This window comes from Dehalococcoidales bacterium, assembly GCA_041652735.1.
Lineage (GTDB): Bacteria > Chloroflexota > Dehalococcoidia > Dehalococcoidales > RBG-16-60-22 > RBG-13-51-18.
The window spans coordinates 13,283-37,879 of record JBAZGT010000003.1 but is presented as its reverse complement, the minus strand read 5'-3'; the positions used below and the strand labels follow the sequence as shown (position 1 = coordinate 37,879).

The following is a 24,597-nucleotide window of genomic DNA, read 5'->3' as shown; positions in this document are numbered from 1 at the left end:
CCCGCAGGTGTTATCATGAATGGAAAACGGGGCGAATGACGATGAATATCAGCCTGACTTTTATGGGCGCCGCCCGCAACGTAACCGGCTCGCGCTACCTGGTGGAGACCAACGGTACCAAGTTCCTGGTGGACTGCGGTCTCTTCCAGGAAAGGGACTTCCAGCAGCGCAACTGGGAGCCTTTCCGCTGCAACCCTGAAGAATTGGATGCCGTGCTGCTGACCCACGCCCATTTAGACCACTCCGGCCTACTGCCCAAGCTGGTCAGCGAGGGGTTCCGCGGCAAAGTCTATTGCACCCCGGCCACCGCCGATATCACTAAAATCATGCTGCTGGACGCGGCCCATTTGCAGGAAGAGGACGCCGCCTACAAGAAAAAACGGCATATCAGGGAGGGCCGGAAAGGCCCCTTCCCGGAAATACCCCTCTATACCGTGGCCGATGCCGAGGCTTCTCTAAAGCTGTTCGCGCCGGTGGAGTACGACCGCACCATAGACATCGGGGAGGGCATCGAGGCTACCTTCTTCGACGCCGGGCACGTACTGGGCTCGTCGATGATTAAGCTGCGCGTAAGCCAGGGCGGGGAAAAGCGCAGCATCGTTTTTTCCGGAGACATAGGGCGCTGGGACCGCCCCATGCTGCACGACCCCTCCGTGTTCCGCTATCTCGACTACGTGGTGATGGAGTCCACCTACGGCGACCGAGCCCATACGGGCACCGAGGAAATCGGCCAGGACCTGGCGTTTATCGTGAAAGCGGCTTTCGCCTCCGGCGGCAATATCATCGTCCCCAGCTTCGCTTTGCAGCGCACCCAGGAAATTCTCTACTACCTCAACAACCTGCTGCGGGAAAAACGCATCCCGCCGCTGGACGTTTACCTGGACAGCCCCATGGCCATCAAGATAACCGAGGTTTACCGGAAACACGCCGAGCTGTTCGATACTAAAATGCGCGACCTGCTCCGCCGCCATGAATCGCCTTTCAATTTCCCCGGCCTTAAAATGGTGGAGTCGGTGGAGGAGTCCAAGTCCCTTAATGAAATCAAGGGCACGGCGATGATTATCGCCGGCTCCGGCATGGTCACCGGCGGACGCATAAAGCACCACCTGGCCAACAATATATCCCGCCCGGAATGCACCGTGCTGTTCGTGGGCTACCAGGCGGCAGGCACGCTGGGCCGGCTCATACTGGACGGCGCCAAAACGGTCAGAATCCACGGCAAGCAGTACCCCGTCCGCGCCCGCATCACCCAGATTCAGGGCTTTTCCGCCCACGCGGATCGGGACGAGCTGCTGCGCTGGCTCTCTGCCCTTTCCGCCAATCCCCGGCAGGTGTTCATCACCCACGGGGAAGTAGAGTCCGCCGAGCAGTTCTGCCGCTTCCTGCACGAAAAGACCGGGTACGACTGCACGGTGCCCACCTACGGCAGCACCGTTAACCTGGCATAGATTTCGCCTTCGAATTTCAGGGGGGGCCTTATGAACAACGACTATGAAATAAATCAACTGGCCAAGGAAGAGTCCTGGCGTTTGTTCCGCATCATGGGGGAGTTCGTGGAGGGGTTCGACAGCCTGGCGGACATCGAGCCGGCGGTAACGGTTTACGGCTCCGCCCGCCTCCAGCCGGACAACAAGTGGTACGCCCAGACCGAGGAGATAGCCTACCGGCTGGGCAAGGGCGGCTTCAACATTATGACCGGGGGCGGGCCGGGGGTAATGGAGGCCGCCAACATGGGGGCGCGGCGCGCCGGGGTCAAGTCCGTGGGCCTGAATATCAAGCTCCCCGTGGAACAGAGCTGCAATATCTACGCCGACCGTACCATCACGTTTCACCACTTCTTCGTGCGCAAGGTCATGCTGGTCAAGTACGCCACCGCCTTCGTCATCATGCCGGGCGGGCTGGGCACTTTGGATGAGCTGACCGAGGTGCTCACTTTGATGCAGACGGAAAAGATTAAGCCCTTCCCCATCATCATGTTCTCCGGGGGGTTCTGGGGCGGTTTCCTGGACTGGCTTAAGGGCACCGTGCTGGCCCACGGCCATATCTCCGAGGTAGACTTCGACCTTTTGAGGGTTATCGATTCCCCGGCGGAAGTGGCCGAGGCCGTGCAAAAGTGGTACACGCGTCAGGAAGTGACCGGCCAGAAGGCTTTGCAGAGATAATTTTCAGCCTCTTTCTACCTGTCATTCCTGGCAAAGCGAAGCATCTCTCCCACTTGTCATTCTGAGGGAGCATAACGACCGAAGAATCCCGGGGCGGGGTGGGGCTAAAGTCACCCCTTTTCCCCGATACCCTTTATGTCATTCAGGGCGCTATCGTTTTTTAACAAATCCGGTTTATAAATACCGGAGATATTGATATTCGTAGATATCATCAGATAATCATCTATTTTTGCTAGTTTTCGTGACCTCTTTCCGTTTCTACCTTCACCACTACCGATGGTATCTCCTCTATCCCTTTCCCCCTGATTGACTTATTGTTAACCAACCACTATTATTAACTTATATGTACTGGTTAATTCACAATGCTTTCAGATTAATAATACTGTGCAAATGCCTGATATGTCCGCAGTAATGCGCCGGGAAACCGCATGGCTGCGTTGGAGGTGCTTCAATGGATGAAATTAATGAAGCAGTAAAAAAGTTCCAGAAGGAGCTTAACAGCGGGACGGCGGCGCTGGTATTGCTTGGCGTCATGGATAATGCCGCCGGTCCCATGTACGGCTACCAGATTGCCAAACTGATAGAAACCAGAACGCAGGACGTGGATATCATGAAGCAGGGGGCGCTCTACCCGGTATTGAGGTCGCTGGAAGCCACCGGCCTACTGCAAAGCGAGGTGGAGCCCTCCGTTTCCGGCCCGCCCCGCCGCTATTACAGGATTACCGATTCCGGCCGCCAGACCCTGGTCAAATGGATAGAAATCTGGCACCAGACCAGGGGATTCGTGGACGCCGTTCTCAAAGGAGGGGAAGATGATTAACAGTGTCGAGCAATACCTGGCCGAGTTGAAGCAGGAACTGGCCGGAAGCGACCGCGCCACCATGCAGGATGCCCTCTCGGACGCCGAGGAATACCTCAGGACGGCCCTGGCCGCCGCCGCGCAGGGGAAACTCCATCTTTCCGAATCCGAGGCGCTGGCGCCGATTATAGAGCGTTACGGCCAGCCCAGGGAAGTAGCCGCCGCCTATAAAGAAATAGAGTCGCGCACCCCCCCGGCCTTCGGGAGGGCGGCGGTAAAAGCCGTAGCGCCGGTCGCGGCCCCTGTTCCGGTGGCGGCGGCGCCGCGCGCGCCGGATACGCGGAATTTCTTCGCCAAATTCTTCGGCGTTTTCGCCGAGCCGCGGGCCTGGGGGGCTTTGTTTTACCTGATATTCAGCCTGGTGACGGGCATTGTTTACTTCACCTGGGCGGTGACAGGGATATCCCTTTCCGCCGGCCTGCTGGTGCTGATTATAGGGATACCCATCTTCGGGCTGTTCCTATTATCGTTCCGGGGCATCGCGCTGCTGGAGGGGAGGCTTGTCGAGGCGCTGATAGGCGTCAGGATGCCGCACCGCCCCCTGTTTTCCCGCAAGGACATCGGGTGGTGGCAGAAATTCAAGAACCTGCTGGCGGAAAGACAGACCTGGACGGCCGTCATCTACATGATTTTACAGCTGCCGCTGGGCATCTTCTACTTCACGGTGGTGGTCACGCTGGTTAGCTGCTCGCTGTGGCTGGTCTTCAAGCCCGTCACGGAGCTGGTCTGGGGGCTGCCCAGCTTCATCTCCGGGGACTACGGCTATTTCACCCCCACGTGGGCTATGCCGTTCGCCGTCATCGGCGGCGTGCTGCTGCTGACCGCCACCATGCACCTGATAAAGCACATCGGGAGACTGCATGGCGGATTCGCCAAAGTGATGCTGGTAAGGGAATAAAAGAGAGAGCAACACCGGGAGGAATGAAAATGAGAAAACTCATCATCGGACTAATGCTTATAACGATACTGGCATCGCTGACAGTGTTTACCGGCTGCGTGCGGGTGGACATGTCGGAAAAAAACGGCCCCATCACCTCCCGCAGTTATGATTTTACCGATTTCACCGGCGTCGAGGTGGGAAATGCCTTTGAGCTGGAGGTGGTCCGGGCGGACACTTACAGCGTCAACATCACCGCCGGCGAGAACATCATGGACCGTATCCGCATCGCCGAAACGGGCGGTGTTTTAAAAATCACCCTGGACGGCTGGTCTTTTTCCTGGTGGTGGCTTAACAACCCGAAGGTCACCATCACCATGCCCGTGCTGAAGTCGCTGAATTTATCCGGCGCCAGCCAGGGAACCGCGACGGGATTCAAGTCCGCGGAGGATTTCATGCTGAAACTCTCCGGGGCGAGCAATCTTGATATGGACATGGAAACAGGCTATTTTACGTCGGAAATATCCGGGGCCAGCTCGGTTGGCGGCCGCCTGACCGCCGCCGGTTGCGATATCGACCTTTCCGGCGCCAGCGACATTAATGTTACCGGGTCGGGCGGGGACATCAAAATCCACGGCTCCGGGGCAAGCCATGCCGAACTGTTTTATTTTACGGTAAATAATGCCGACGCTGAATTAAGCGGCGCCAGCAGCGCCCACCTGGAGGTTAAGGGCAGACTGGACGTCGACCTTAGCGGGGCTTCCACGCTGGAGTACCTGGGGAATCCCACGCTGGGCAAACAGGACGTCTCGGGCGCATCGGACTTAAAGCAAGCAAAAATAAAGGACTAAAACAGCCTTCCCCTCAAAGGGCGCGCGGCCGCGGACGTACGCAAGTGTTCCGTCGCGCGCTCTATTTTTTCAGCAACTCCTTTTTCCAGTCGGCGGCGCTCTCAATCAGCTCCCGCGCGGCTTGGAGGGCGCTCTCCGTATAGCCGGGGCCGCCCAGCATCACCGCAATCTCCCGGCAGCGCATATCGCCGTCTAATGTCTCTATGTGGCTGACCGTCCTGTCCCCGGCGGCCTGTTTGCTGACGCGGTACTGCGCGTCCGCGAAAGCGGCTATCTGGGGGAGGTGGGTCACGCAAATCACCTGGTGGTGCAGAGAAAGCTGCCACAGCTTGCGGCCGATAACCTCCCCGCTCCGCCCCCCGATGCCGATATCTATCTCGTCGAAAATGAGGACGGGGATGGTGTCCGCCTCCGCCAAAGCGCTCTTCAGCGCCAGCATAAAGCGGGATATTTCCCCGGTGGAAGCTATTTTATCCAAAGCTTTGGCCGGCTCGCCGGGATTGGTGGCCGCCAGGAAAGCCACCTCGTCCACGCCGCTGCCGGTGAATTTACAAATCCCGCCCTCCGGCAGGGGTATCCCCTCCGCCGTCTCTTCCTGCTTCATATCCACCACGAAGTCCACCCGCCCCATGCTGAGCTCGGACAGCTCCTTCTTGACCACCTTTTCCAGCTTGCGGGCGGCGCGCGTCCTTTCCCGGGAAATCGCTGAAGCCAGGGCTCCCATTTCTTTTTTCAGGGCCTCCCGCTCCGACTGCAGCTGCTCGCGGCGCTCCCCGGAGGAGGAAAGCCCCGCCAGCTCTTTTTCCGCTTTAGCCAGGTAAGCCAGCACTTCCCCGATGGAGCCGCCGTACTTCCTTTTCAGGCTTTTCAGCAATTCCAGCCGGTTCTGCGCCTCTTCCAGCCGTTCCGGGTCATAGCTCAGGTTGTCCCCGTAGGCATGCAGCTCCCGGGCGGTCTCTTCCAGCCCGTGTATCATATCCTCCAGGTAGGTCAGCCTGGGCTGGAGGGAGGGGTCTTTTTCCGCCATCTGCTTGAGCAGGGGCAGGGCCTCGTTGGCCTTGTCCACCGCCGAGGCCACCCCCATGACGCCCTCCTCGCCATAGATAATGCCGTAAACGGTGTAAGATGTCGCTTTCAGCTTTTCCGCGGACATCAACAGGGTGAGCTCCTGCTGCAGGGACTCTTCCTCCCCTTCCTGTAACTCCGCCCGCTGTATTTCTTCAATCTGGAAATTGAGCAGCTCTATGTGCCGCGCCAGCTCGTGCTCATCACGGGAGAGCGACGCTATTTCACGCTCCAGCCGGTGCAGCTCCTGGGCTTTACCGCTAAAGGCGTGCCGCTTCTCCAGCATATGCGCGTAGGCGTCCAGGTAGTCCAGGTGGTGGCTCTTGTTCAAAAGGGAAAGGTGCTCGCTCTGGCCGTGGATATCCACCAGCGCGCACCCTATTTCCTTTAAAAGCGCCCGGGATACCGCCTGCCGGTTCACCCGCGGGGTGGTGCGGCCCTGGCGGCGGAAATCGCAGGAAAGCAGCAGGCTATCTTCCCCCGCCCCCAGCCCCTTTTCCGCCAGCAAGTGCTTCAGAGCGCCTTCGGTCTCTCTTTCACTCAAATGAAAAATCCCCTCCACCTGCGCCCCGGCGGCGCCGTGGCGGATATCTTCTTCCCGCGCCTGACCGGACAGCAAAGCCTCCACCGCGTCCACCACCAGGGACTTGCCGGCGCCGGTCTCCCCGGTGATGACGTTAAGCCCCGTCCCCGGCTTCCAGTTTATCGCCTCGATAATGCCGAAGTCCTTAACCGCCAGCTCGTCCAGCATGCTTCAGGCCGCCCTCTCTTTATTTTCCGTACCGTCCGTATTCCGCATCATTTCCAGGTTCATGGGTATCTGCTGGTAAGGCTGCCGCAAGGCCGCCTTGAGGTCGTTGGCGTTGCGGGGCGCGCAGGCCTGCCAGTGGTTGTTGAAGAAGGTGAAAAGGAACCCCGCCGGCACGCGCCGCGCCCAGTTGTAAACGTAGCCGGGGTCCGGCGGGCGGTAGAAAGAGCTGTTTATCTCCACGGTATTGAAGAACCGGCTGTAATATTCCAACTCGTTAATCCGGCCGCCCGGGTAAAAATACCCTTTCCAGGCGCCCTCACCCTTGGGGTAAGACCAGCCCGAGGTGCCGATATAGATGCCGCCGGAAGAGGACATACCGCCTCCTCCGGTAATTATACGAAAACAGGCGGGAAGATGAAAGGGAGGGGGAAGGGTAACGCCAAACAGCTACGATTCGTTTTGTAAAAACGCTGTTTTTTAATATTTTTATTTGCAAGCTGAAACGGTGTTTTTCCGGTGTTTTCAGCTTCAATTCGTTTTATTGTTTTTTTAGCTCTTTTCACGATTCAGCTATGAATCGTTCCGGTATTTTTCACTTTCCGGGCAATTGTTTTATGTCAACTTTTGAAAAACAAGCGGGCAGGAACCCCGGAAATCCTTAGTTATTATATAAGGGACGGGGAAGATTTTAAACAGGTATTTGACGCTGCCGACCCTGCATCCCGACCTTTTCTCCTGACCTCCTCTCCGCGGGCAGAAAAGGTATGAGCGAATACAAAAATAGAAGGAATGCGGGTTGTTTACTGACCTTTTCTCCTGTCCTCCTCTCCGCAAGCAGAGAGGAGGCAATAGAGAGTTCAAGGCAAGTAATTTTCAATTACCCTTATAACTTCTTCTATATTATTCAAGACTGCATTATTTGTAAAACGTAATACTTTTAGTCCAAGGCTTTCCAAATATTCTTGCCGGATTTTATCTTCTTCTGCTTGATATTGATGTATTTCTCCATCTACTTCTATAACCAGCTTTGCTTTGGAGCAATAGAAGTCAACAATGAATTGACCTGCACAATGTTGTCTTCTGAAGCTCAAACCATGTAATCGATGCATGCGCAGGTGTTGCCAAAGCTCTTTTTCCGCCCCGGTAGGTTCATTTCTCTTTTCATGGGCAATGGGCTTCAGCTTTTCCCATAAATCCGGATAAGTACGCCATCTATTTGCTTGTTGTTTCATTTTGGGTCTGCCGGTATATATTTAAAACTATCGTATCTTTTGTCTCCTTCTCTGTCAACGGAGAGAGGGGCCTGACCTTTTCTCCCGGCCTCCTCTCCGCTGGCAGAGAGGAGGCGATACACCGGGCGAGGCCGGAAACCGGGGGGAAAAGGAAGAGGGGGGCCGTAACCCCCCTCTTTAAAAACTGGCTGGCGGATTTGCGCTACTTGTAAGCGTCTACCAGCGTCTTGAGCAGGGCGTAGCGTTCGTTCACCTGTGTCTGCAATTCAGCGATGCCGTCCTCTTTAAGGTGCGAGAACTTGCGCATGAGCTTGGTGAAATCCGTAACCGGCTTGGGACTGGCTACTTCCAGCGTCAGCCTGGGTTTGCCGTTTTCCGCCTCCCAGAGCGGGAAGTAGTTGGTCCTCACGGCGGTGCGGCAGACCTCGATGACCTGGTTGGAGTCTATGCGCCAGCCCACCGGGCAGGGGGAAAACACGTGCAGGTAAACAAAGCCCTCTTTGGCCATTTCCTGGGCCTTCTTGAGCTTCTTGACAAAGTCCTCCATATGGCTGGGGGTGGCGGTGGCCATATAGCGGGGCTTGTGCATCAGCATAATCATGGTCATGTTTTTCTGGGCGGTGGGTTTGCCCTGGCTAATCTTGCCCACCGGGGTGGTGGTGGTGGCGGCCCCCTTCTGCGTGGAGCTGCTGCGCTGGTTGCCGGTGTTCATGTAGCCCTCGTTATCGTAGGCCAGGTAGATGAAGTGCTCGTTCCGCTCGGCGGCGCCGCTCAGCGTCTGGAAGCCGATGTCCGTGGCGCAGCCGTCGCCGGTGAAGGCGACCACGGTGGCGTCCTGCCCCGTGCGGCGGAAGTACCGGGAAAGGCCGGTGGCGCTGGAGGCCACGCCGGTCATCACGCAGGCGAGATAAGACAGCTTGTGCCAGGCGCCGATGTTCTGCCCGTGCAAAACGGGCGCCGAGCAGGAAGGCGTCCCCACGAAAACCATATCCTTGCCCAGCACTTTAGGCACGGTGCGGGCGATAAGCTCCAGCGGGCAGCCGGCGCACCAGGCCACGCCCCCGGAGAACTGCTCTTCCTCGCAAAAATAGTCGAAAACCCTGTTTCTCTTCTTCGTCGTTTCTACCATCGCTTATACCTCTTCCATCGGAATCCAGGTTACGTCCTGGTAAGCTTTACCCTTGGCGGCGGCGCCGACTTCATCGACCACGCGGCTGATATGCGGGATGGTTATATCCAGATTGGCCAGGCCGTCGATATAGCTCAGGATGGGCGGGGCGCCGATAGCCGGGGCGATGGCTTTAAGCTCGGCGCACATCGGCCCGTATTTCCAGCCGAACCCGACCGAGCGGTCAATAACGCCCACGGCCTTTTTGCCTTTCAATGCCTGTATCAGTCTCTCTTCCGGGAAGGGCCGGAACAGTCTTTGCTTGACCAGCCCCACCTTTATCCCGTCCGCCCGCTTGGCGTCCACCACTGTTTTGGCGGTGCCGGCGGCGCTGCCGGAAGCCAGGATAACGAAGTCGGCATCAGCGGTGCGGTACTCTTCAATCTGGCCGCCGTAGCTCCGCCCGAAGTATTTGCCGAACTCTTTATCTATTTCATCAACCTTTTGCTTGGCGCGGTCCATGGCCGTCCAGTGCTTGTAGCGAGCTTCTACGTAGCCCATCTCCATGCCGTGGGTGCCGGCGCCGGTGGAGGCCCCGGGGATAAGGCGGGGGCGCTGCGGCTGCTTTTTCAGGGGAGCCAGGAAAGCGTCCACGTCCTCCTGTTCCGGCATCTCTACGGCTTCCGACAGGTAAGAGAGGTAGTAGCCGTCATAGTTGACCATAACCGGCAATTGAATATCGTAGTCCTCGGCCAGGCGGTAGGACATGATAATCTGGTCGATGATTTCCTGGTTGTTTTCCACGATTATCTGCACCCAGCCGGAATCGCGGGTGGATATCATGTCCTGCTGGCCGGAAGATACGGCGTGGATGCCGGGCGTCTCCCGGTTGACGTTGACCATGACCACCGGCACGCGGTAGCCGGAGGCCTGCAAAATGGCGTCATACATATAGACCAGGCCGTAGGAAGACGTGGCGGTGAAAGTCCGGGCGCCGGCCACGCTGGCGGCCAGCAGCACGTTCATCGCCGAGTTTTCGCCTTCGACTTCGACTATTTCCGCGTCCAGCAGGCCGTCCGCCACGAACCCGGAAATCGTTTCCGCTACTTCACTCTGGGGGGTAATCGGATAACAGGACACTACCTCAGGACGGCACAGCCGCGCCGCGTTGGCCGCGACGACGTTGCCCGTCATGACGCTAACTTTGCCTTTTTTAGCCTTCATTGGCGAATCCTCCTTCCGGCTTCATGGTGTAGGCCCCCTTGGGGCATTCCTTGGCGCAGATGCCGCAGCCTTTACAGAAAGCAAGGTCGACTTCATAGTGGTCGCCTTTGTCTTTCAGGCACTGCGGCGGGCAATAAATGGCGCAGAGGCCGCAGTAGTTGCACTTGGCTTTATCCAGCACCGGGCGCTCGGTGCGCCAGCTGCCGGTATCCAGCTTAAGCATCAGCTGGTTGGCGTCCGACCACGGGCTTTCCGTCTTAAAAATCCATTTATGCTTGATTACCATTTGGTTACCTCCACTTCATGGTAGCCTCTTTCGGCGCTTTTCAGGTTCCGCTGGAGAATATCGCCGCTGAGGTAGTCCGACAGGCAGGCGAGAATCGAGTCCAGCTTCAGCCAGCCGGTGGCCGCGGCGAAAGCCCCGAGCAGACAGGTGTTGGGGATGTCCCGGCCGATTTCCTTAACGGCGATGCCGGTGGCATCCACCACGCCGCCGATGGTCAGGTTTTCATTGGGCTGTTTAGGCAGTTTTTTGAGGCTGTTGAGAATAAAAGCGCTGCCCGCCCTTAACCCCGTGAAAAGCGTGGGCAATGTTAAAAGGCCGGGGTCGATGACGATGATGCAGTCCGGATTGTAAATCTGCGTTTTTTCCCTGATGGGTTTCTCATCATAGCGGGTGAAAGCCACTACCGGCGCGCCGCGTCTTTCAAAGCCGTACATGGGAAAGCTGGCGACATACTTGCCCTCGGTCACGAAGGCGCTGGCCAGCATTCTGGCCGCCAGCACGGCTCCCTGCCCGCCCCTTCCATGAATCCTAATCTCTTTCACAGTTACATAATCCCCTCATTTTACGTATTCAGCGTTGGCGTATCACGGTTCCGCTGTAAAACCTGCTCTTTTTATAAAATATGTCAATGGCGTTTGCCGTTGCCGGATACTCTGGCGATGCGGGGCAAAAGGCTTTCCCGGAGCGCCCGCATGGTCTCCACCAGCTCCTCTATCTTGTCTTTGTCCATGGAGGACAGCGCCTCCCGGCTCAGCTCCTGCGCGATGGGGCTCAAACGGTTGGCTTCCTTCCACCCTTTATCCGTGATGACAATCTTCACCGAGCGGCGGTCGTTGGCGGAAGGCTCGCGGCGCACCACGCCCTGCTTTTCCATGGTGTTGATGACCGCGGTGATGGAGTTCTTCTCCCGGAAAACGCTCTCCGCTATCTCCGAGGGGGTCATCTCGCCGCCGTTTTTGAAAAGGGTGCTCATGATGTTAAAGCGGATGAGGGAGGCTTCGTGGGGGCGCAGCTCCACTTCCAGGTAGCGCGCCAGCACCTCGAAGGACATGAGGATGGATAATAGTGTGCCCAGGGGGGTTTTATCGGTTCTTTTGCCAGCTTTTTCGGTAGTCATGGGCTGTTTACCGGAATATACGGAGGATTTTATTTATGTTCCACTTAGAACTATATTATAGGTTTTTGGCCGCTTTGTCAAGACGATAACGTGCTTTATTACGTACCGGAGCGTTAAAACCGGGCGCATATTACCGCGGGTTTTTATTCCATATAGAATGAATTTAACGGCGCTTATTTATTCCCAGGGTTTTTCTCCCGCTCACCATGAGCGCATTTCCACCCCCGCCCCATTTGCCATTCACGCTCGTTATTAAGTATATTTATATTCGGGGATAAATCCGGCTTTACAAGGAGGCGGGGATGGAACGTCAGGCGCTATCCGATGTCAAGGTGGTGGAGTTCAGCGATTTTGTCAGCGGGCCTTACTGCGGCAAGCTGATGGCCAATATGGGGGCGCAGGTTATCAAGGTGGAAAAGCCCGGCAGCGGCGATAAAGCCCGCAGCTGGGGGCCATTCCCGGAAAACCTCCCCCACCCGGAGAAAAGCGGGCTTTTCCTGTTCCTGAATACCAACAAAAAAGGCATAACCCTTAACGTGGAGTCGGCCGCCGGAAAGAAAATATTCAAAGAGCTGCTGAAATGGGCGGATGTCCTGATAGAAGACCACGCCGTCAAGGAGATGGCGGCGCTGGGACTGAGCTACCCGGAAGCTAAAGAGATAAACCCCGCCCTGGTGATGACCTCCATCACGCCCTTCGGGCAGACGGGCCCGTTTAAAGACTATAAAGGCAGCGACCTTATCAGCTTCCACGCCAGCTCCGAGGCCTTCGGCAATCCGGACGAGGGCGTCAAGGACACCGCCGCTTTGCCTCCCCTGAAAGTGGCCAACCATGCCGCGGACTTCATGTCCGGCCTGACGGCCGCCGCCTGCACGCTGGGGGCGCTTATCGGGCGGGGGGATAAGGGGCGGGGTCAGCACATCGATGTGTCCCGGCAGGAAGCCCTGGCTTCCATCTGCCGCCAGCAACTGGCCTATTATAGCGTCATGGAGGAGAATCCCTCCCGCGAGTTCGGCCGCAAGAAGTTCGGCGGCTTTCTGTATCCCTGCAAGGACGGCTACGTGGTTATCTGGATAGGGCCGCATTACCACCTGGTGGTCAAGATGATGGGCGACCCGGAATGGTCCAAAGAGGAAATGTTCGCCAATCCCCTGCTGCGCAACGGCTACATCGTCGAGCTTAACCAGCTGATCACGGTGTGGACGCTGGAGCACACGGCGGAGGAGGTAAACGCCCTGGCGCTGGAGCACGGCGTCCCCTGCTCGCTGGTGCGCTCGGTCGAAGACCTGGTCGGCGACGAGCAGCTGGCTTTCCGGGACTTCTGGCGGGAAATCGACCACGCCATCGCCGGGAAGCTTAAATATCCCGGGGCGCCGTTCAAACTTTCCGCCACCCCGGCGGCCATAGAGCGCCCGGCGCCTTTGCTCGGGGAGCACAATGAAATGGTCTATTGCGGGATGCTGAAATATACCCGGGAGCAGCTGGTGCGCATGAGGCAGGGGGGAATAATATAAATCAAAAACATAGTTCAAAGATAAAAGATGGATTCGGGCTAACCATAGATAGTTTCCCGAAGGCAAGAATCAGCTTTGATTTTTAATTTTTGAGATTTTAGATAAAACCGTTCACGCACCAGGCTTGATAACGGGGAGATAAAAATGAATAAACTACCGCTCGAAGGAATCAGGGTACTGGACTTCTGCCAGATGTGGGCCGGGCCGCATGCCACGGAATGGCTATCGGTCATGGGGGCGGAGGTCATCAAGGTGGAAACGAGCGTGAGAATCGACTATATGCGGACGGTGGGCGCCCCGCCCGGCCTGGCCGGCACCGGCCCCAACGTGGGCAGCGCTTTCGCCTCCCTCAACTGGGGCAAGAAAAGCATCGCCCTCAACATGACCACCCCCAAGGCCCGGGAGCTGGCCAAAAAGCTTATCAGGATATGCGACGTGGTGACCGAGAACTTCGGCGGGGGGGTGCTGGAGCGGTGGGGACTGAGCTACACGGAAATGAAGGCTATCAAACCGGATATCATCTATTACGCGGGGAGCGGCTACGGGCGGAGCGGCCCCCATAAAGAGCGCCCGGCCTACGCGGAAATCGTGGACGCCTTTACCGGCGCCACTTTCACCAACGGCTACCCCGGCGGCGAGCCTAACGTCATCGGCGTTTCTCCCTGGACGGACGGCGCCCAGGCCATCCACGGCGCGGTGTCCATTTTAACCGCCCTTTATCACCACCGCCGGACCGGGGAAGGGCAGCAGATAGACGCCGCCATGATCGAGGGTAACGCCAATTTCCTGGGGGAAATGGTGATGGGCTACCTGATCAACGGCAATACCGGGGAGCGCACAGGGAACCGTGACGCCGCGATGGCCCCCCACGGGTGCTATCCCTGCAAAACCACCGGCGATGAAGAAGAATGGCTGGCTTTGGCCGTGGCCAATCAAAAAGAATGGGAATCCCTCTGCGCGCTCATGGGCAATCCGGAGTGGACGAATAACCCGGAGTTCAGCGACGAGCTCAGCCGCTGGGATAACCAGGAGGCGCTGGACGCACATTTAGGCGGATGGACGCGCCGCTACGGCGCTTACGAGCTGGCCGAGATGCTCCAGCGGGCGGGTATAGCGGCCACACCCTCGTTAAGCACCAAGCAGCTTACCCACGATAAGCACCTGGAAGCCAGGGGGTTTTTCAAAAAGCCCCACCACCCGGTGCTGGGGGACAAGGTTTTGGCCGGGCTGCCGGTACGCTTCAGCGACTATGCCGAGGGAAACTACGGGACGCCGCCGCTGCTCGGCCAGCATAACGGCTACGTTTTCGGGGAGCTTTTAGGGTTGTCCGCGGAGGAAATCCAAAAGCTGACGGAAGAGAAGGTGTTAGAGTAGTTTACAGTTTAGAGTTTACAGTTGACAGTTTGTAGTTAACAGTTAATAGTTTACAGTTTGTAGTTGACAGTTGTCAGTGGAGGAAAGGGGGCGGCGCGACCGTAAGAGCCCCTCCCGCCTCCCGAATATAAAAGCCGGTAGCATATATTTATTTTATATAGTATAATAAGCCCTGACTTCTTTTTCGCGCGGGAGTAAAGGGCGGTGTAAATGACAGCCGGGCTTATACCGACAGCTCTGGGTGGTTTTACCCTGTGGGTGGACGGTCTTTCCAGTTCTGCCTGGAACTACTGATATCTTTCTATTCCGGCAATCCCGGAATTATCCTTTGTTTTCGGCGGACGGGTTACCTGTTGCCGCTACCGGCGGCTACGTCATCCCTTTAGCCGGAAGACATTACCCCTGATACCATCGCCGGGATATTTCTCATCCGTTGTCGTTTTCCCATGTTGTCATATCTGTAAATATGCTTACGCATTTTAAGAGGAATATATGCAAGAATACACGGAACGTCTCGGCTCGGCGCCCCTGGGCAAGCTGCTTATCGCGCTCAGTCTGCCCGGCATAGCCTCGACGATAACCACCAGTCTATACAACATCGTGGATACCATCTGGGTGGGCCGGCTCGGCCACGAGGCCATCGCCGCTCTGACGATAGTCTTCCCCTACCAGATACTTTTTTACGCCATCGGCGGGGGGACGGGCATCGGCATCAGCGCGCTGGTCTCCCGCCGCTTTGGAGAGGGAAAAGCCGACCAGGCCAACGGCGTCGCCGGTCAGATATTCTTTCTCAGCGCTTTGTGGGGCCTGCTCTTTATCATGGTGGCGGTCCTCTTCGCCGACGATATCCTGCCCCTGATGGGCGCCACGCCGGATATCCTGGAGTACAGCAAGATATACCTGACGATTACCTCTTACGGGGCGCCGCTGATGATTGTGGCGCTGCTGATGAGCAGTTTATACCGCGGTTCCGGCGATGCCATGAAGCCCATGGTGATCATGATTTTCGCCACCGTGGTGAACATCGTGCTGGACCCGCTGATGATTCTCGGCCTCGGGCCCTTCCCGGAAATGGGCGTGCGCGGCGCGGCCTGGGCCACGTTTATCGCGCAGGCCTGCGGGGCCCTGCTGGGGCTGGGCTTCCTTTTCGCCGGGAAAACCGCCTTCCGTATTAAATTCGCCCACATGCTCCCGGACTGGCCCATCATAAGGGAGATATACCGCGTGGGCGCGCCGACGGCGGTTTTCCAGATTACGGAAAGCCTGGTATTTCTGCTGCTGAACACGGTCATCTCCTCTTTCGAGTCGGTGGCCATTGCCTCCATGGGCATCGTGATACGGGTATCGGACTTCGCCTATATGCCGATTATGGGGGTGTCCCACGGGATATTGCCCATCATCGGGTTCTGCTTCGGCGCTAAAAACTACAAGCGCCTGTGGCGGGCGGTCAAACTGGCGATAGGCGGGATTTCCGCGCTGCTGCTGGTGATTTCCGTCCTGATAGAAATATTCGCGCCGCAGATTATCGGCATCTTCAGCAAGGAGCCGGAGCTGCTTGCCACCGCGCTGACCGCCATGCGCATTTCGATGATATCCATGGTGCTGGTGGGGGTGTCCGTCCTGGTCACCACCGCCTTCCAGGGGCTGTCACGGGGCACTACCGCGCTGGCGCTTTCGCTCATCCGGCAGTTCGCCATCTTCCTGCCGCTGCTGTACCTGTGCCGCTGGCTCTGGGGTCTTACCGGCGTATGGATTTCCTGGCCGATTACGGATACCCTGAACGCGGTGGTGTCCTTCGTCTTTATTTTCCGGGAGTACCGGATGCACAAGCGGCGGGGCTACCTGGACCCGGATTTCCCCAAAACAGGTATAGACCGTCCGGCTTTAACGGGGGTGTAACAGGAGGAATGTAATGAGCAAGTCTTCAGGTTTTGGTCCGCCGCCACCACGCCCAACACTTATCGCGTCCGCTTCCGCCCGCAAGCCCGCATCTATAACGAACAGGCGCTCTTTATTGCCTTTTCCCGACTCCCCCGGCATGGCTGCGGCCTCCAATCTTGAATCAAACCCCTAAAGTGAACAGCCGTTCTTTATTATCCTTTTCAGGTACGCCCGACATGGTCCCCAGCCTCCGAAATACGGCGTATTTCAATAACGTACTATTGTTCTTTATTTGCTTTTGATTCTGTTTTCAAGCCTGCGTTTAATAGCGAACACCAGTTAGTTATTCCCTTTCCATTCCCCCGGCGAGTATCACTATACCTAAAAACCTTACGGCGGCGCAAGGGTTATAGGAAATTGGGACAATCATATATCTATATGTTGACAATACAATAGAGATTTGTTTACAATATTAACTAAATATGTTGACAATGAAACCTTCACTCGTTGACAATATAATGAGGATAGTATATGAAAAGAAAACATACGGGTAAAGATATCGCAGAATTCATCATAAACAACGTTGAAGATAATCCCAAGTCAATTAGTAATATCGTATCCAAAAAGTTTGGCGTATCACGCCAGTCTGTCCATCGCCACTTAATGAAACTGATAAGTGATGGTTTTATTAAAGCGGAGGGTAATACCAGAAACAGGCAATATACACTTCTGCCCTTACTTGAAAAACGATTTAGTTTTCATATTTCACCTGATCTGGAAGATGATAAGTTTTGGCACCAAAACATCCTCCCTTTACTAAAAGACAGCAAAGAAAACGTTTTAGATATTTGCCATTACGGCTTTACAGAAATGATGAATAATGTCATTGAACACTCGGAAGGCAGTTCAGGTATAGCAGCTTTATGTTTGTTTCCGAATAAAATAAAACTATGGGTCATGGATAATGGTATAGGGATATTTAAAAAGATTACTGCGGGACTACATTTGGAGGATGAAAGACACGCAGTACTTGAACTTACCAAGGGGAAGCTAACAACAGACAAAGCTCATCATACCGGAGAAGGAATATTCTTCACCTCAAGGATGTTTGATGAGTTTAATATTATGTCAGGGTCTCTTTGCTTTTCTCACACTCAAGGCACCGAAGAAAATTGGCTGCTGCAAAACGAAAAGCCTACATTAGGCACCTTAGTTATCATGTCTATTAACAATCAATCTTCCCGTACGATAAACAAAGTATTTGACAAATATTCGGCTGCCAGTGACGATTACAGTTTTAGCAAGACTCATGTTCCCGTTGCTTTAGCCAGGTACGGCAATGAGCAACTTGTTTCTCGTTCACAAGCGAAAAGAGTATTAGCCAGATTGGAACCATTTAAGGAAGTGTTTTTGGACTTTCACGGGGTAGCTTATATCGGTCAAGCGTTTGCCGATGAGATTTTCAGAGTTTTTAAAAACGAGCATCCCAATATTGAAATAGTTTGGGCTAGAGCCAGCAAAGAAGTTGAGAACATGATTAAAAGAGTAATGACCGACTCACCAGACCGCAATAAATTCAAACTAAATCTTTAGCCCGAATAGCCTCCCCGCGTTCTCCGCGGTCTTTGCCCCCAGCTCCGCCTCGCTGATGCCCTTCAGCGCCGCCGCCCCTCTTAACGACCGCGCCGCGTCCGCCGGGGTCGCTTTAAACTCTCCCTCCCGCCCCCGCCCGTAAGTTACAGGGCTGTCCGTCTCCAGAAGCAATTGCGCCAGCGGCGTTTCCTTCACCGCGCGCCGGTGCTCCTCGTGGTATTCAATGGCGGGCGTCACGGAAATATAGCAGCCGCTGGCGACGATATCCCGCAGAACGCTTGAGGGGCCGGTATACCAGTGAAAGACGGCTTTCTTCAGCCCCGCCTCCCGCACCAGGTCGTAAGCGTCCCGCCAGGCGTAGCGGGTATGCATAAGGGCCGGTTTGTCATGCTCCGCGGCGATTCGCAGCAGCTCCCGCAAAACGCGTTTTTGCAGGTCCTTATCCGCCGCCGCCCGCACCCGCTTATGATAGTCCAACCCCACCTCCCCTACCGCCACCGCTTTAGCGATGTTTTCCCGGATGAAATCCAGACTCGCCCCGATTTCCGACTCTTTGATATTCCAGGGGTGGAGGCCGAGGGCGGGGTAAACGAACCCGGGATATCCAGCGGCTATTTCCAGCGTTTTAACGTTGGACGCCAAATCCTGCCCCACGGCGATAATTCCGGTCAGCCCGGCCTCTTTAGCTTCGGACAGTACCACGTCCAGGTCTTCTATCTCGTCCAGGTGGGCGTGGGTATCTATCAGACTCATCATATTCATCCTTCAGGCGAACGCCGCCGATGGTTTGGCCTGGAACGGGTGGGTGCGCAAGACCAGGGAATAGAGGAAAGGATAGACGGCTTTAAGGTGCTGCGTGTAGTCCAGCCACTCGCTGGCCAGGTGGTCGTACATCCGCTCCATATCCACCGCCAGGTGCTGCAAATCGGCCTCGGACAGGTTCTGCAAAGAAGGCCTGGCTTCCAGCTCTTCGTCCAGGTGGGTGGTCGCCCAGAGCAAATCGGTAAAGCGGTCGTGCTCCAGCAGATTGGGGTTCTCCAGCAGCGTCAGCAGGTACATCCGCTTGCCGGAAAGGTATTTTTTCAGCGCCTCCAGGTCTATCTTCCTGATATCCAGGTCGATTTTCAACTTGAAGGCGAAGGCGTCCGCCCGTTTAAAGTCCCTGGCCGTCCAGTCCTTGGTGATGTTCAGGTTGCGGGAAATTTCCTCGCGGTTGTCAAAATGCTTAACGAGGTCGGCCAGCAAATCGTTACCGATTTCGCTGAAAAAAGCCCCGATCACCATGTTCATCTTGTACAGCACCGCCTGTGTCTCCCGCCGCGCCAGCACCCTTTCGATAACGACGACGACGAGGTACACTTCGAGCGGCAGATAGGCTACATCTCCCAGCAGGTAAATAAAAATATGGTGCGAGTCATGGAAGATGCTGAAGTGCAGGAAGTACAGCAGCCCGGAAGCCGCCAGACAGATAATGCCAACGATTAATAAAAACCTGTATCCCTTCATCGCTTACCCCCGTTTTTCCTTCGCTTTGCCGCCCCTCCGCCTCAAAATATAATAACATAAAGTCCGGGAAACGCGGGTAACGCCGCATGTCCGTATATCCGCATTTGCGCAGTTGCGCTATTGCTCACCATGCCCCGGCCGCACATTGACTTCCCTCCGGCCTTCTCCCTATTATTTGATAACATCACGCGCACCCGGGAAGGACCGGCTTAAGGAGGAAATCTATGGCGGGCAAGTACGGCAAATACGTTATCCAAAAACCGGTGGCCGCCGGCGGCTACGGCCCGGAGTTTATCTACACCGGGGACAAAGAATACGGCTCCGATTTCACCATCATGTTCCTGCGCATCACGGAGCCGACTTTAATGGAGGAGTACGCCCACTCCCACGACTTCGATATGTATCTCTATTTCATGTCATTCGACGCGGACAATATGGGGGAGCTGGGGGCGGATATAGAAATCGGTCTGGGGGAGGAGCGGGAGATACATAAGATTACCAGCCCCGCCACCGTTTACATCCCCGCCGGCATGATTCACTGCCCGCTGGAGTTCAAGCGGGTGGACAAGCCCGTGCTGTTCGTGCACTGCACGCTGGCGTCCAGGTACGTTAAGGAGCCGGAAAGAATCCTGCCCAATGATTAATGCGCATTTGCGCATCTGCTTAACTGCGCGTTTACGCATCAGCCTCCAGGGCGATTTCCGGGATGCCCCGTAAAATATCGCCGTTATCCAGGCGGATATCGTAAGAATAAACGTAGTCCGGATAAGCGAACATCTTGATGCGGTCCGGCATTTCGTCCCGCCCGATGCAGTAATACCTTGCCACCACGCCTTTTTTATCCGCCAAAACGCCAAGCAATCGGTCCACCTCCGGGTCGTGGCCGTACACCGGGACTATTTTAACTCTCTGACCGGCTGTGTATTCAGGGTCGTTCATATTTTTTGTGCGCCTTACCGTTTATTTTATCCTTTGACCACCGCCATCGGCCGGGTGCGCGCCACTTTTTTGGAGATGCCGGCGCCGTGGGCCACCCCCACCACCTCCGTCACGTCCTTATAGGCTTCCGGGGCCTCTTCCGCCAGTCCCGGCAGGCTGCCGGCCCGCACGATAACCCCCCGCGCCGCGAGGTCGTTCAAAACGTCCCGGCCGCTGAGCTGTTTTTTCATGGCGGAGCGGCTGGCCATTCTGCCCGCGCCGTGGCAGGTGGAGCCGAAGGTCTCCCGCATGGCCTTTTCCGTGCCCGCCAGGATGTAAGACATCCGCCCCATGTCCCCGGGGACAAGCACCGGCTGCCCCGTGGCGGCGTATTTCCGCGGCAGGTCCGGGTGGCCGGCGGGAAAAGCGCGGGTGGCGCCCTTGCGGTGCACGCAGAGCTGCTCCGGTTTCCCGTCTACCATATGCTCCTCTATCTTGGCGATGTTGTGGGTGACATCGTAAATAAGCTGGAGCCCCGCTTCACTTTCGCTTATCCCCATGACGCGGCAGAAAGCCTGCCGCACCCAGTGGGTGATGCACTGGCGGTTGGCCCAGGCATAGTTGGCGGCGCCGCGCATGGCGGCCAGGTAGGCCTGACCCTCCGGCGCTTTGACCGGCACGCAGGCCAGCTGTTTGTCCGGCACCTCGATGCCGTACCGCGGCATGGCTTTAAGCATCGTTTTGATGTAGTCGACCGCCACCTGGTGGCCCAGCCCGCGCGAGCCGCAGTGAACGTAAAGCATCACCTGCCCCAGCCGCTCGATGCCCATCGCTTTAGCGGCGGCGGCGTCATAAATTTCGTCCACGAACGCCGCCTCCAGGAAGTGGTTGCCGGAGCCCAGCGTGCCCAACTGGGGGGCGCCGCGCTCTTTGGCCCGGCCGCTGACCGTGGAGGGATCGACGCCCTTCATCTCCCCGTTTTCTTCGGTGGTGTCCAGGTCTTCCCGACGACCGTACCCCCTGGCCACCGCCCAGCGCGAGCCTTTTACCAGCACTTCATCGATTTCCCCGGCGCGCAGCTTGACCGCGCCCTGAGAGCCTACCCCGGACGGCACGGCGTTAAAGAGAGCGTCTACAAGCTCCTTAATCTTCGGCATGACTTCTTCTTTAGTCAGGTTGGTGCGCAGGATGCGCACGCCGCAGTTGATATCGAATCCCACCCCGCCCGGCGATATCACGCCGTCCGAAACGCGCATGGCCGCCACCCCGCCGATGGCGAAGCCGTAGCCCCAGTGGATATCCGGCATGGCCAGGGACCGGCCGACGATGCCCGGCAGGCAGGCCACGTTGGCTACCTGCTCCGGCGCCTGGTCGTCGATGATGTGGTTGAGCATTTGCGCATTTGCGTAAATGAGGCCATCCACGCGCATGCCCGGCTTATAGCTCCTGGGGATAAGCCAGCGATATTCGTCTATTTTCTCCAGCTTACCGCGCCACTGCGGCATTAAGGCACTCCTCGCCATGACGGCTATACGTCAAATATCACCTGCACCCGGTGCTTTTCCGCGTCCACCTCCAGCAGGTGAAAGGTGGCGGACTTTATGCCCGTCCTGAGGCGGTGGCGGGCGGGGTCGTACTTTTCCCCGTAGCAAAGCGCCGCCAGGTGGTTTTCGCTGAATTCCAGTATATCGAACCTCTTGAACAAAATCATCTCCACGTCGAAGTAATAGAGCAGGCTGTTCAGCCACTCGAAGAGCAGGTTCTCCGGGTTGTCCTCGTTGATTTCCAGGCGGCGGGACTCCGATTCCTTTACTTCCTTCAGCTCCGCGATGATGGCAAACATGCCGTAAGCCGCGTTGGCGAAAGCCTCCGGCAGGTCCTTACCATAAGCGGCCAGCCCGGTGTCCGCGGTATGCTCTATAAGCTCGAATCGCTTCATGTTGCCTCAAGCCACTCATGGTTCGACAGGCTCACCACGAGCGGTATTTTATCTTATTATCCTATATTGCGCAGTTGCGCATATGCTCAGGTGAGTATTTACGGACGCCAGTTTTGCCCGCCCTGGATTTTCATCATATCCCCGCCACCGCCGGAAGTCAAAGTCCGGCGTGCTGCCACTCCGCCGGAATGACGGAGGGTGATGGTGCGTAGTTGCGCATATCCTCAATTGCGTCAGTGTTGCGGAAACGGGAAGCCATCACGCGACCCTCAAGTATTCTGAATTGTTTTAGTGGATTCTGACCTTCGTCAGAATGACAGGGCAGTGTTTTGCGCAAATGCGCAGTCACTCATTTACGGCATTACGCTGAAAGCCAGGGGACGGGTTGGCACACCACGGAAGACCCTGGTTACTCACCCTTCGACGGGCTCAGGGTGAGCGGCGGTTTTTAGCAAGGACAGGGCTTACTATTGCGCATCTGCGCATTTGCTCTTTCGTCAGTACAGCACATTCACTTCGTTCAGTGTAAACTCCGGCTGGAATCCAGCAAAGGCGCTTAAAGAGTGCCGAATTGTTTTAGTGGATTCTGACCTTCGTCAGAATGACGGCGTTGAGGACTTGCGCAGGTACGCACCTGAGGATTTACGCTTCAGGAAAGACGGGAGGGGAGGGCTACCACCGCGCTGCCGGTGACGGTCTTACCGCCCTGGGGGTTTTCCGCCCAGATTTCCAGTCGGGCGAGGTTTTTGCCGTCTTCTTCGTACTTTTTGACTATCTTGCCGCCGCAGATAATGTCCTCGTGGATCTTGTTCATGCCCCGGTAGCTGCCGCTCATTTTTACCAGCGTGCCGCCGTCTCCCAGCCAGTCCGTCAGCATCTGCCCCAAGAAAGACAGCGCCAGCCAGCCGTGAATGATAATGCCCGGCAGCCCATTGGCCAGGGCGAAGTCCTTGTCATAATGTATCTGATAAAAGTCGCCCGAGGCGCCGGCGTATTTCACCAGCTGCATGGTGGTGGGGTACTTGACCAGCGCCGGAAGCTCCGCGCCGACCTCTATATCTTCGTAATAGACCTGTTCCGGCATTTTGTCCCCTTATCCCCTCCTGGATTCCGGCCTGCGCCGGAATGACAAATCAGTCCCTCTCCCCTCAAGGGAGAGGAGTTCAGTACTTGATGTAGGTATTTTTGCCCCTCACCGCCACCTCGCCGCGCTGGTTGGTGAAAGTCATTTCCGTGAACATGAAGAGGGTGGGGCCTTCGGAGCCCTGCACCTGGCGCAGTCGGATAAGTTTAGCCGTGACGGAAATAACGTCCCCGGCCATGATGGGCCGGAGGTATTCCAGCTCGGAGGTGCCGTTGAGCAGGCGCTTGAGGGGGATATCCGCGTTAAAGAGCTTGTGGAGCAGCGTCCTGGGGACGAGGGCGGCGGGGAAAGTGGGCGGCGCTTCTTTAAGCCAGCGCGGATTTTCGTCGCCGATAGCCTCGGCGAACTTCTGGAGCATGCCCTTTTCTATCTCGTAAACTTCCGGCCCCAGCTCCACGTTGAGCAGGCTGTTCAGTTCTTCCGTGATGACCGATTCCGGCAAGACAGCGCCTCCGTTTTTGCTTAGCGACACCCCATTATAACCCGGGGCTGGATAAAATGACCAGTTTTAGTAACCCGGCCCCCCGCCTGACAGCCCGCCAAACGCGTTAAAATGAAAAAGGCGGTGGTTTGGGGGCATCAGGAATAGCCCTGTGGTACTATCCCCGCAGCTTTTGCGCCACCCTGGCGCAGTTCTTCCCGAACTCCCAAACGATGCGCAGGCCCTCCTCGTCTTTTTCCACCTCCCCCTTTTCCCGCCCGAAAGCCACGTTCCAGTAAATGGAGCCGGGGTTGATCATGCCGTTGATGTGGAACCAGAAAAGCAGCTCGGCGAAGGTGAAGTTCTGTCCCGCCCGGCGCGCCACCGTTAGCGGCCCGCCCACTTTGCCGGCGTATTTGCCGCGCGAGGTGAAGCCCGCCCGCTCCAGCAGGCCTTTTACCAAAGCCGTGGCCGAACCGTAGTACACCGGCGAGCCGACGATGATGATATCCGCCGCCAGCATTTTATCGCGCACCGGCTGGAAGTCATCTTTGGTGGAGCATTCGCCGTTATGTTCGTGGCAGTAGCCGCAGGCTTTACAGCCCCGGATATCCAGTCCGGCCAGCCGCACCAGTTCGGTTTCTATTCCTTCCCCGGCGATAGCTTTCAGGCAATGCGCGGTCAGGATTTCCGTGTTGCCGTTTTTCCTGGGGCTGCCGACGATGCCGATGGCTTTCATGGCTCACCTCCCGCCTTCATATTACGCATATCTGCA

26 protein-coding genes are annotated in these 24,597 nt (G+C 56.6%); 10 read left to right on the top strand and 16 right to left on the bottom strand.

The window, feature by feature from the left end; all coding sequences use genetic code 11:
• The first annotated feature begins 41 nt into the window (after window positions 1–41).
• From WC370_01705 to WC370_01685, 5 genes are all read left to right on the top strand, one after another.
• Window positions 42–1,448 (top strand): MBL fold metallo-hydrolase, encoded by a 1,407-nt coding sequence (locus WC370_01705; GenBank protein MFA5308185.1) that lies wholly within the window; start codon window positions 42–44, stop codon window positions 1,446–1,448.
• A 30-nt stretch (window positions 1,449–1,478) separates the two neighbouring features.
• Window positions 1,479–2,162: a TIGR00730 family Rossman fold protein gene (locus WC370_01700; protein MFA5308184.1), complete on the top strand. Its 684-nt coding sequence runs from the start codon at window positions 1,479–1,481 to the stop codon at window positions 2,160–2,162.
• Between the two features lie 451 nt (window positions 2,163–2,613).
• Window positions 2,614–2,982 carry a PadR family transcriptional regulator gene (locus tag WC370_01695; GenBank protein ID MFA5308183.1) on the top strand — a complete coding sequence of 123 codons (369 nt, stop codon included), beginning with the start codon at window positions 2,614–2,616 and terminating at the stop codon, window positions 2,980–2,982.
• Window positions 2,975–3,919: a sensor domain-containing protein gene (locus tag WC370_01690; GenBank protein ID MFA5308182.1), complete on the top strand. Its 945-nt coding sequence runs from the start codon at window positions 2,975–2,977 to the stop codon at window positions 3,917–3,919. Before WC370_01695 ends, WC370_01690 begins: the two co-directional genes overlap by 8 nt.
• A gap of 29 nt (window positions 3,920–3,948) precedes the next feature.
• Window positions 3,949–4,749 (top strand): head GIN domain-containing protein, encoded by an 801-nt coding sequence (locus tag WC370_01685; GenBank protein MFA5308181.1) that lies wholly within the window; start codon window positions 3,949–3,951, stop codon window positions 4,747–4,749.
• 61 nt (window positions 4,750–4,810) lie between these two features.
• Here WC370_01685 and recN read toward each other — a convergent pair whose 3' ends face one another.
• From recN to WC370_01645, 8 genes are all read right to left on the bottom strand, one after another.
• Window positions 4,811–6,565 carry a DNA repair protein RecN gene (gene recN / locus WC370_01680; GenBank protein ID MFA5308180.1) on the bottom strand — a complete coding sequence of 585 codons (1,755 nt, stop codon included), beginning with the start codon at window positions 6,563–6,565 and terminating at the stop codon, window positions 4,811–4,813.
• A 3-nt stretch (window positions 6,566–6,568) separates the two neighbouring features.
• Window positions 6,569–6,940: a DUF72 domain-containing protein gene (locus WC370_01675; protein MFA5308179.1), complete on the bottom strand. Its 372-nt coding sequence runs from the start codon at window positions 6,938–6,940 to the stop codon at window positions 6,569–6,571.
• 482 nt (window positions 6,941–7,422) lie between these two features.
• Window positions 7,423–7,797, bottom strand: coding sequence for an endonuclease domain-containing protein (locus tag WC370_01670; GenBank protein MFA5308178.1), 375 nt, complete (start codon window positions 7,795–7,797; stop codon window positions 7,423–7,425).
• Window positions 7,798–7,999: 202 nt separating this feature from the next.
• Complete coding sequence (locus WC370_01665; GenBank protein MFA5308177.1) at window positions 8,000–8,926, bottom strand: thiamine pyrophosphate-dependent enzyme; 927 nt, start codon at window positions 8,924–8,926, stop codon at window positions 8,000–8,002.
• 3 nt (window positions 8,927–8,929) lie between these two features.
• Complete coding sequence (locus WC370_01660) at window positions 8,930–10,129, bottom strand: hypothetical protein (GenBank protein MFA5308176.1); 1,200 nt, start codon at window positions 10,127–10,129, stop codon at window positions 8,930–8,932.
• Complete coding sequence (locus WC370_01655) at window positions 10,119–10,415, bottom strand: 4Fe-4S binding protein (protein ID MFA5308175.1); 297 nt, start codon at window positions 10,413–10,415, stop codon at window positions 10,119–10,121. The genes WC370_01660 and WC370_01655 overlap by 11 nt, the downstream gene beginning before the upstream one ends.
• A complete protein-coding gene (locus WC370_01650) occupies window positions 10,409–10,957 on the bottom strand; it encodes a 2-oxoacid:acceptor oxidoreductase family protein (GenBank protein ID MFA5308174.1) in 549 nt (182 codons plus the stop codon). Before WC370_01650 ends, WC370_01655 begins: the two co-directional genes overlap by 7 nt.
• A gap of 83 nt (window positions 10,958–11,040) precedes the next feature.
• On the bottom strand, window positions 11,041–11,532 hold the full coding sequence (locus tag WC370_01645; protein ID MFA5308173.1) for a MarR family transcriptional regulator: 492 nt from the start codon (window positions 11,530–11,532) through the stop codon (window positions 11,041–11,043).
• 302 nt (window positions 11,533–11,834) lie between these two features.
• Between WC370_01645 and WC370_01640 the strand changes: the two genes are divergently transcribed.
• The 4 genes from WC370_01640 to WC370_01625 all read left to right on the top strand — a co-directional run bounded on the left by WC370_01640 (window position 11,835) and on the right by WC370_01625 (window position 17,894).
• On the top strand, window positions 11,835–13,046 hold the full coding sequence (locus WC370_01640; GenBank protein MFA5308172.1) for a CoA transferase: 1,212 nt from the start codon (window positions 11,835–11,837) through the stop codon (window positions 13,044–13,046).
• Between the two features lie 144 nt (window positions 13,047–13,190).
• On the top strand, window positions 13,191–14,420 hold the full coding sequence (locus WC370_01635) for a CoA transferase (protein MFA5308171.1): 1,230 nt from the start codon (window positions 13,191–13,193) through the stop codon (window positions 14,418–14,420).
• A gap of 492 nt (window positions 14,421–14,912) precedes the next feature.
• Entirely contained in the window at window positions 14,913–16,319 is a 1,407-nt protein-coding gene (locus tag WC370_01630) for an MATE family efflux transporter (GenBank protein ID MFA5308170.1), read from the top strand.
• 513 nt (window positions 16,320–16,832) lie between these two features.
• Window positions 16,833–17,894 carry a DUF4325 domain-containing protein gene (locus WC370_01625; GenBank protein ID MFA5308169.1) on the top strand — a complete coding sequence of 354 codons (1,062 nt, stop codon included), beginning with the start codon at window positions 16,833–16,835 and terminating at the stop codon, window positions 17,892–17,894.
• Here WC370_01625 and WC370_01620 read toward each other — a convergent pair.
• Both WC370_01620 and WC370_01615 read right to left on the bottom strand, forming a co-directional pair.
• Window positions 17,883–18,650: a TatD family hydrolase gene (locus WC370_01620; GenBank protein MFA5308168.1), complete on the bottom strand. Its 768-nt coding sequence runs from the start codon at window positions 18,648–18,650 to the stop codon at window positions 17,883–17,885. The genes WC370_01625 and WC370_01620 overlap by 12 nt on opposite strands.
• A gap of 9 nt (window positions 18,651–18,659) precedes the next feature.
• The gene (locus WC370_01615) at window positions 18,660–19,400 is read right to left on the bottom strand and encodes a hypothetical protein (protein MFA5308167.1); all 741 of its coding nucleotides are present in this window, start codon (window positions 19,398–19,400) and stop codon (window positions 18,660–18,662) included.
• A gap of 224 nt (window positions 19,401–19,624) precedes the next feature.
• Here WC370_01615 and WC370_01610 point away from each other — a divergent pair, with 224 nt between their 5' ends.
• Window positions 19,625–20,044: a hypothetical protein gene (locus WC370_01610; GenBank protein ID MFA5308166.1), complete on the top strand. Its 420-nt coding sequence runs from the start codon at window positions 19,625–19,627 to the stop codon at window positions 20,042–20,044.
• Between the two features lie 31 nt (window positions 20,045–20,075).
• Here WC370_01610 and WC370_01605 read toward each other — a convergent pair whose 3' ends face one another.
• The 6 genes from WC370_01605 to WC370_01580 form a co-directional block, all read right to left on the bottom strand.
• Window positions 20,076–20,339, bottom strand: a complete 264-nt coding sequence (locus tag WC370_01605) for a hypothetical protein (GenBank protein MFA5308165.1) — start codon at window positions 20,337–20,339, stop codon at window positions 20,076–20,078.
• Between the two features lie 26 nt (window positions 20,340–20,365).
• A complete protein-coding gene (locus WC370_01600; protein MFA5308164.1) occupies window positions 20,366–21,823 on the bottom strand; it encodes an RtcB family protein in 1,458 nt (485 codons plus the stop codon).
• Between the two features lie 23 nt (window positions 21,824–21,846).
• Complete coding sequence (locus tag WC370_01595) at window positions 21,847–22,257, bottom strand: archease (protein MFA5308163.1); 411 nt, start codon at window positions 22,255–22,257, stop codon at window positions 21,847–21,849.
• A 649-nt stretch (window positions 22,258–22,906) separates the two neighbouring features.
• Window positions 22,907–23,341, bottom strand: coding sequence for a MaoC/PaaZ C-terminal domain-containing protein (locus tag WC370_01590; GenBank protein MFA5308162.1), 435 nt, complete (start codon window positions 23,339–23,341; stop codon window positions 22,907–22,909).
• A gap of 79 nt (window positions 23,342–23,420) precedes the next feature.
• Window positions 23,421–23,843: a MaoC family dehydratase N-terminal domain-containing protein gene (locus WC370_01585; protein ID MFA5308161.1), complete on the bottom strand. Its 423-nt coding sequence runs from the start codon at window positions 23,841–23,843 to the stop codon at window positions 23,421–23,423.
• Window positions 23,844–24,000: 157 nt separating this feature from the next.
• Entirely contained in the window at window positions 24,001–24,561 is a 561-nt protein-coding gene (locus WC370_01580) for a flavodoxin family protein (GenBank protein ID MFA5308160.1), read from the bottom strand.
• Between the last annotated feature and the right edge of the window lie 36 nt (window positions 24,562–24,597).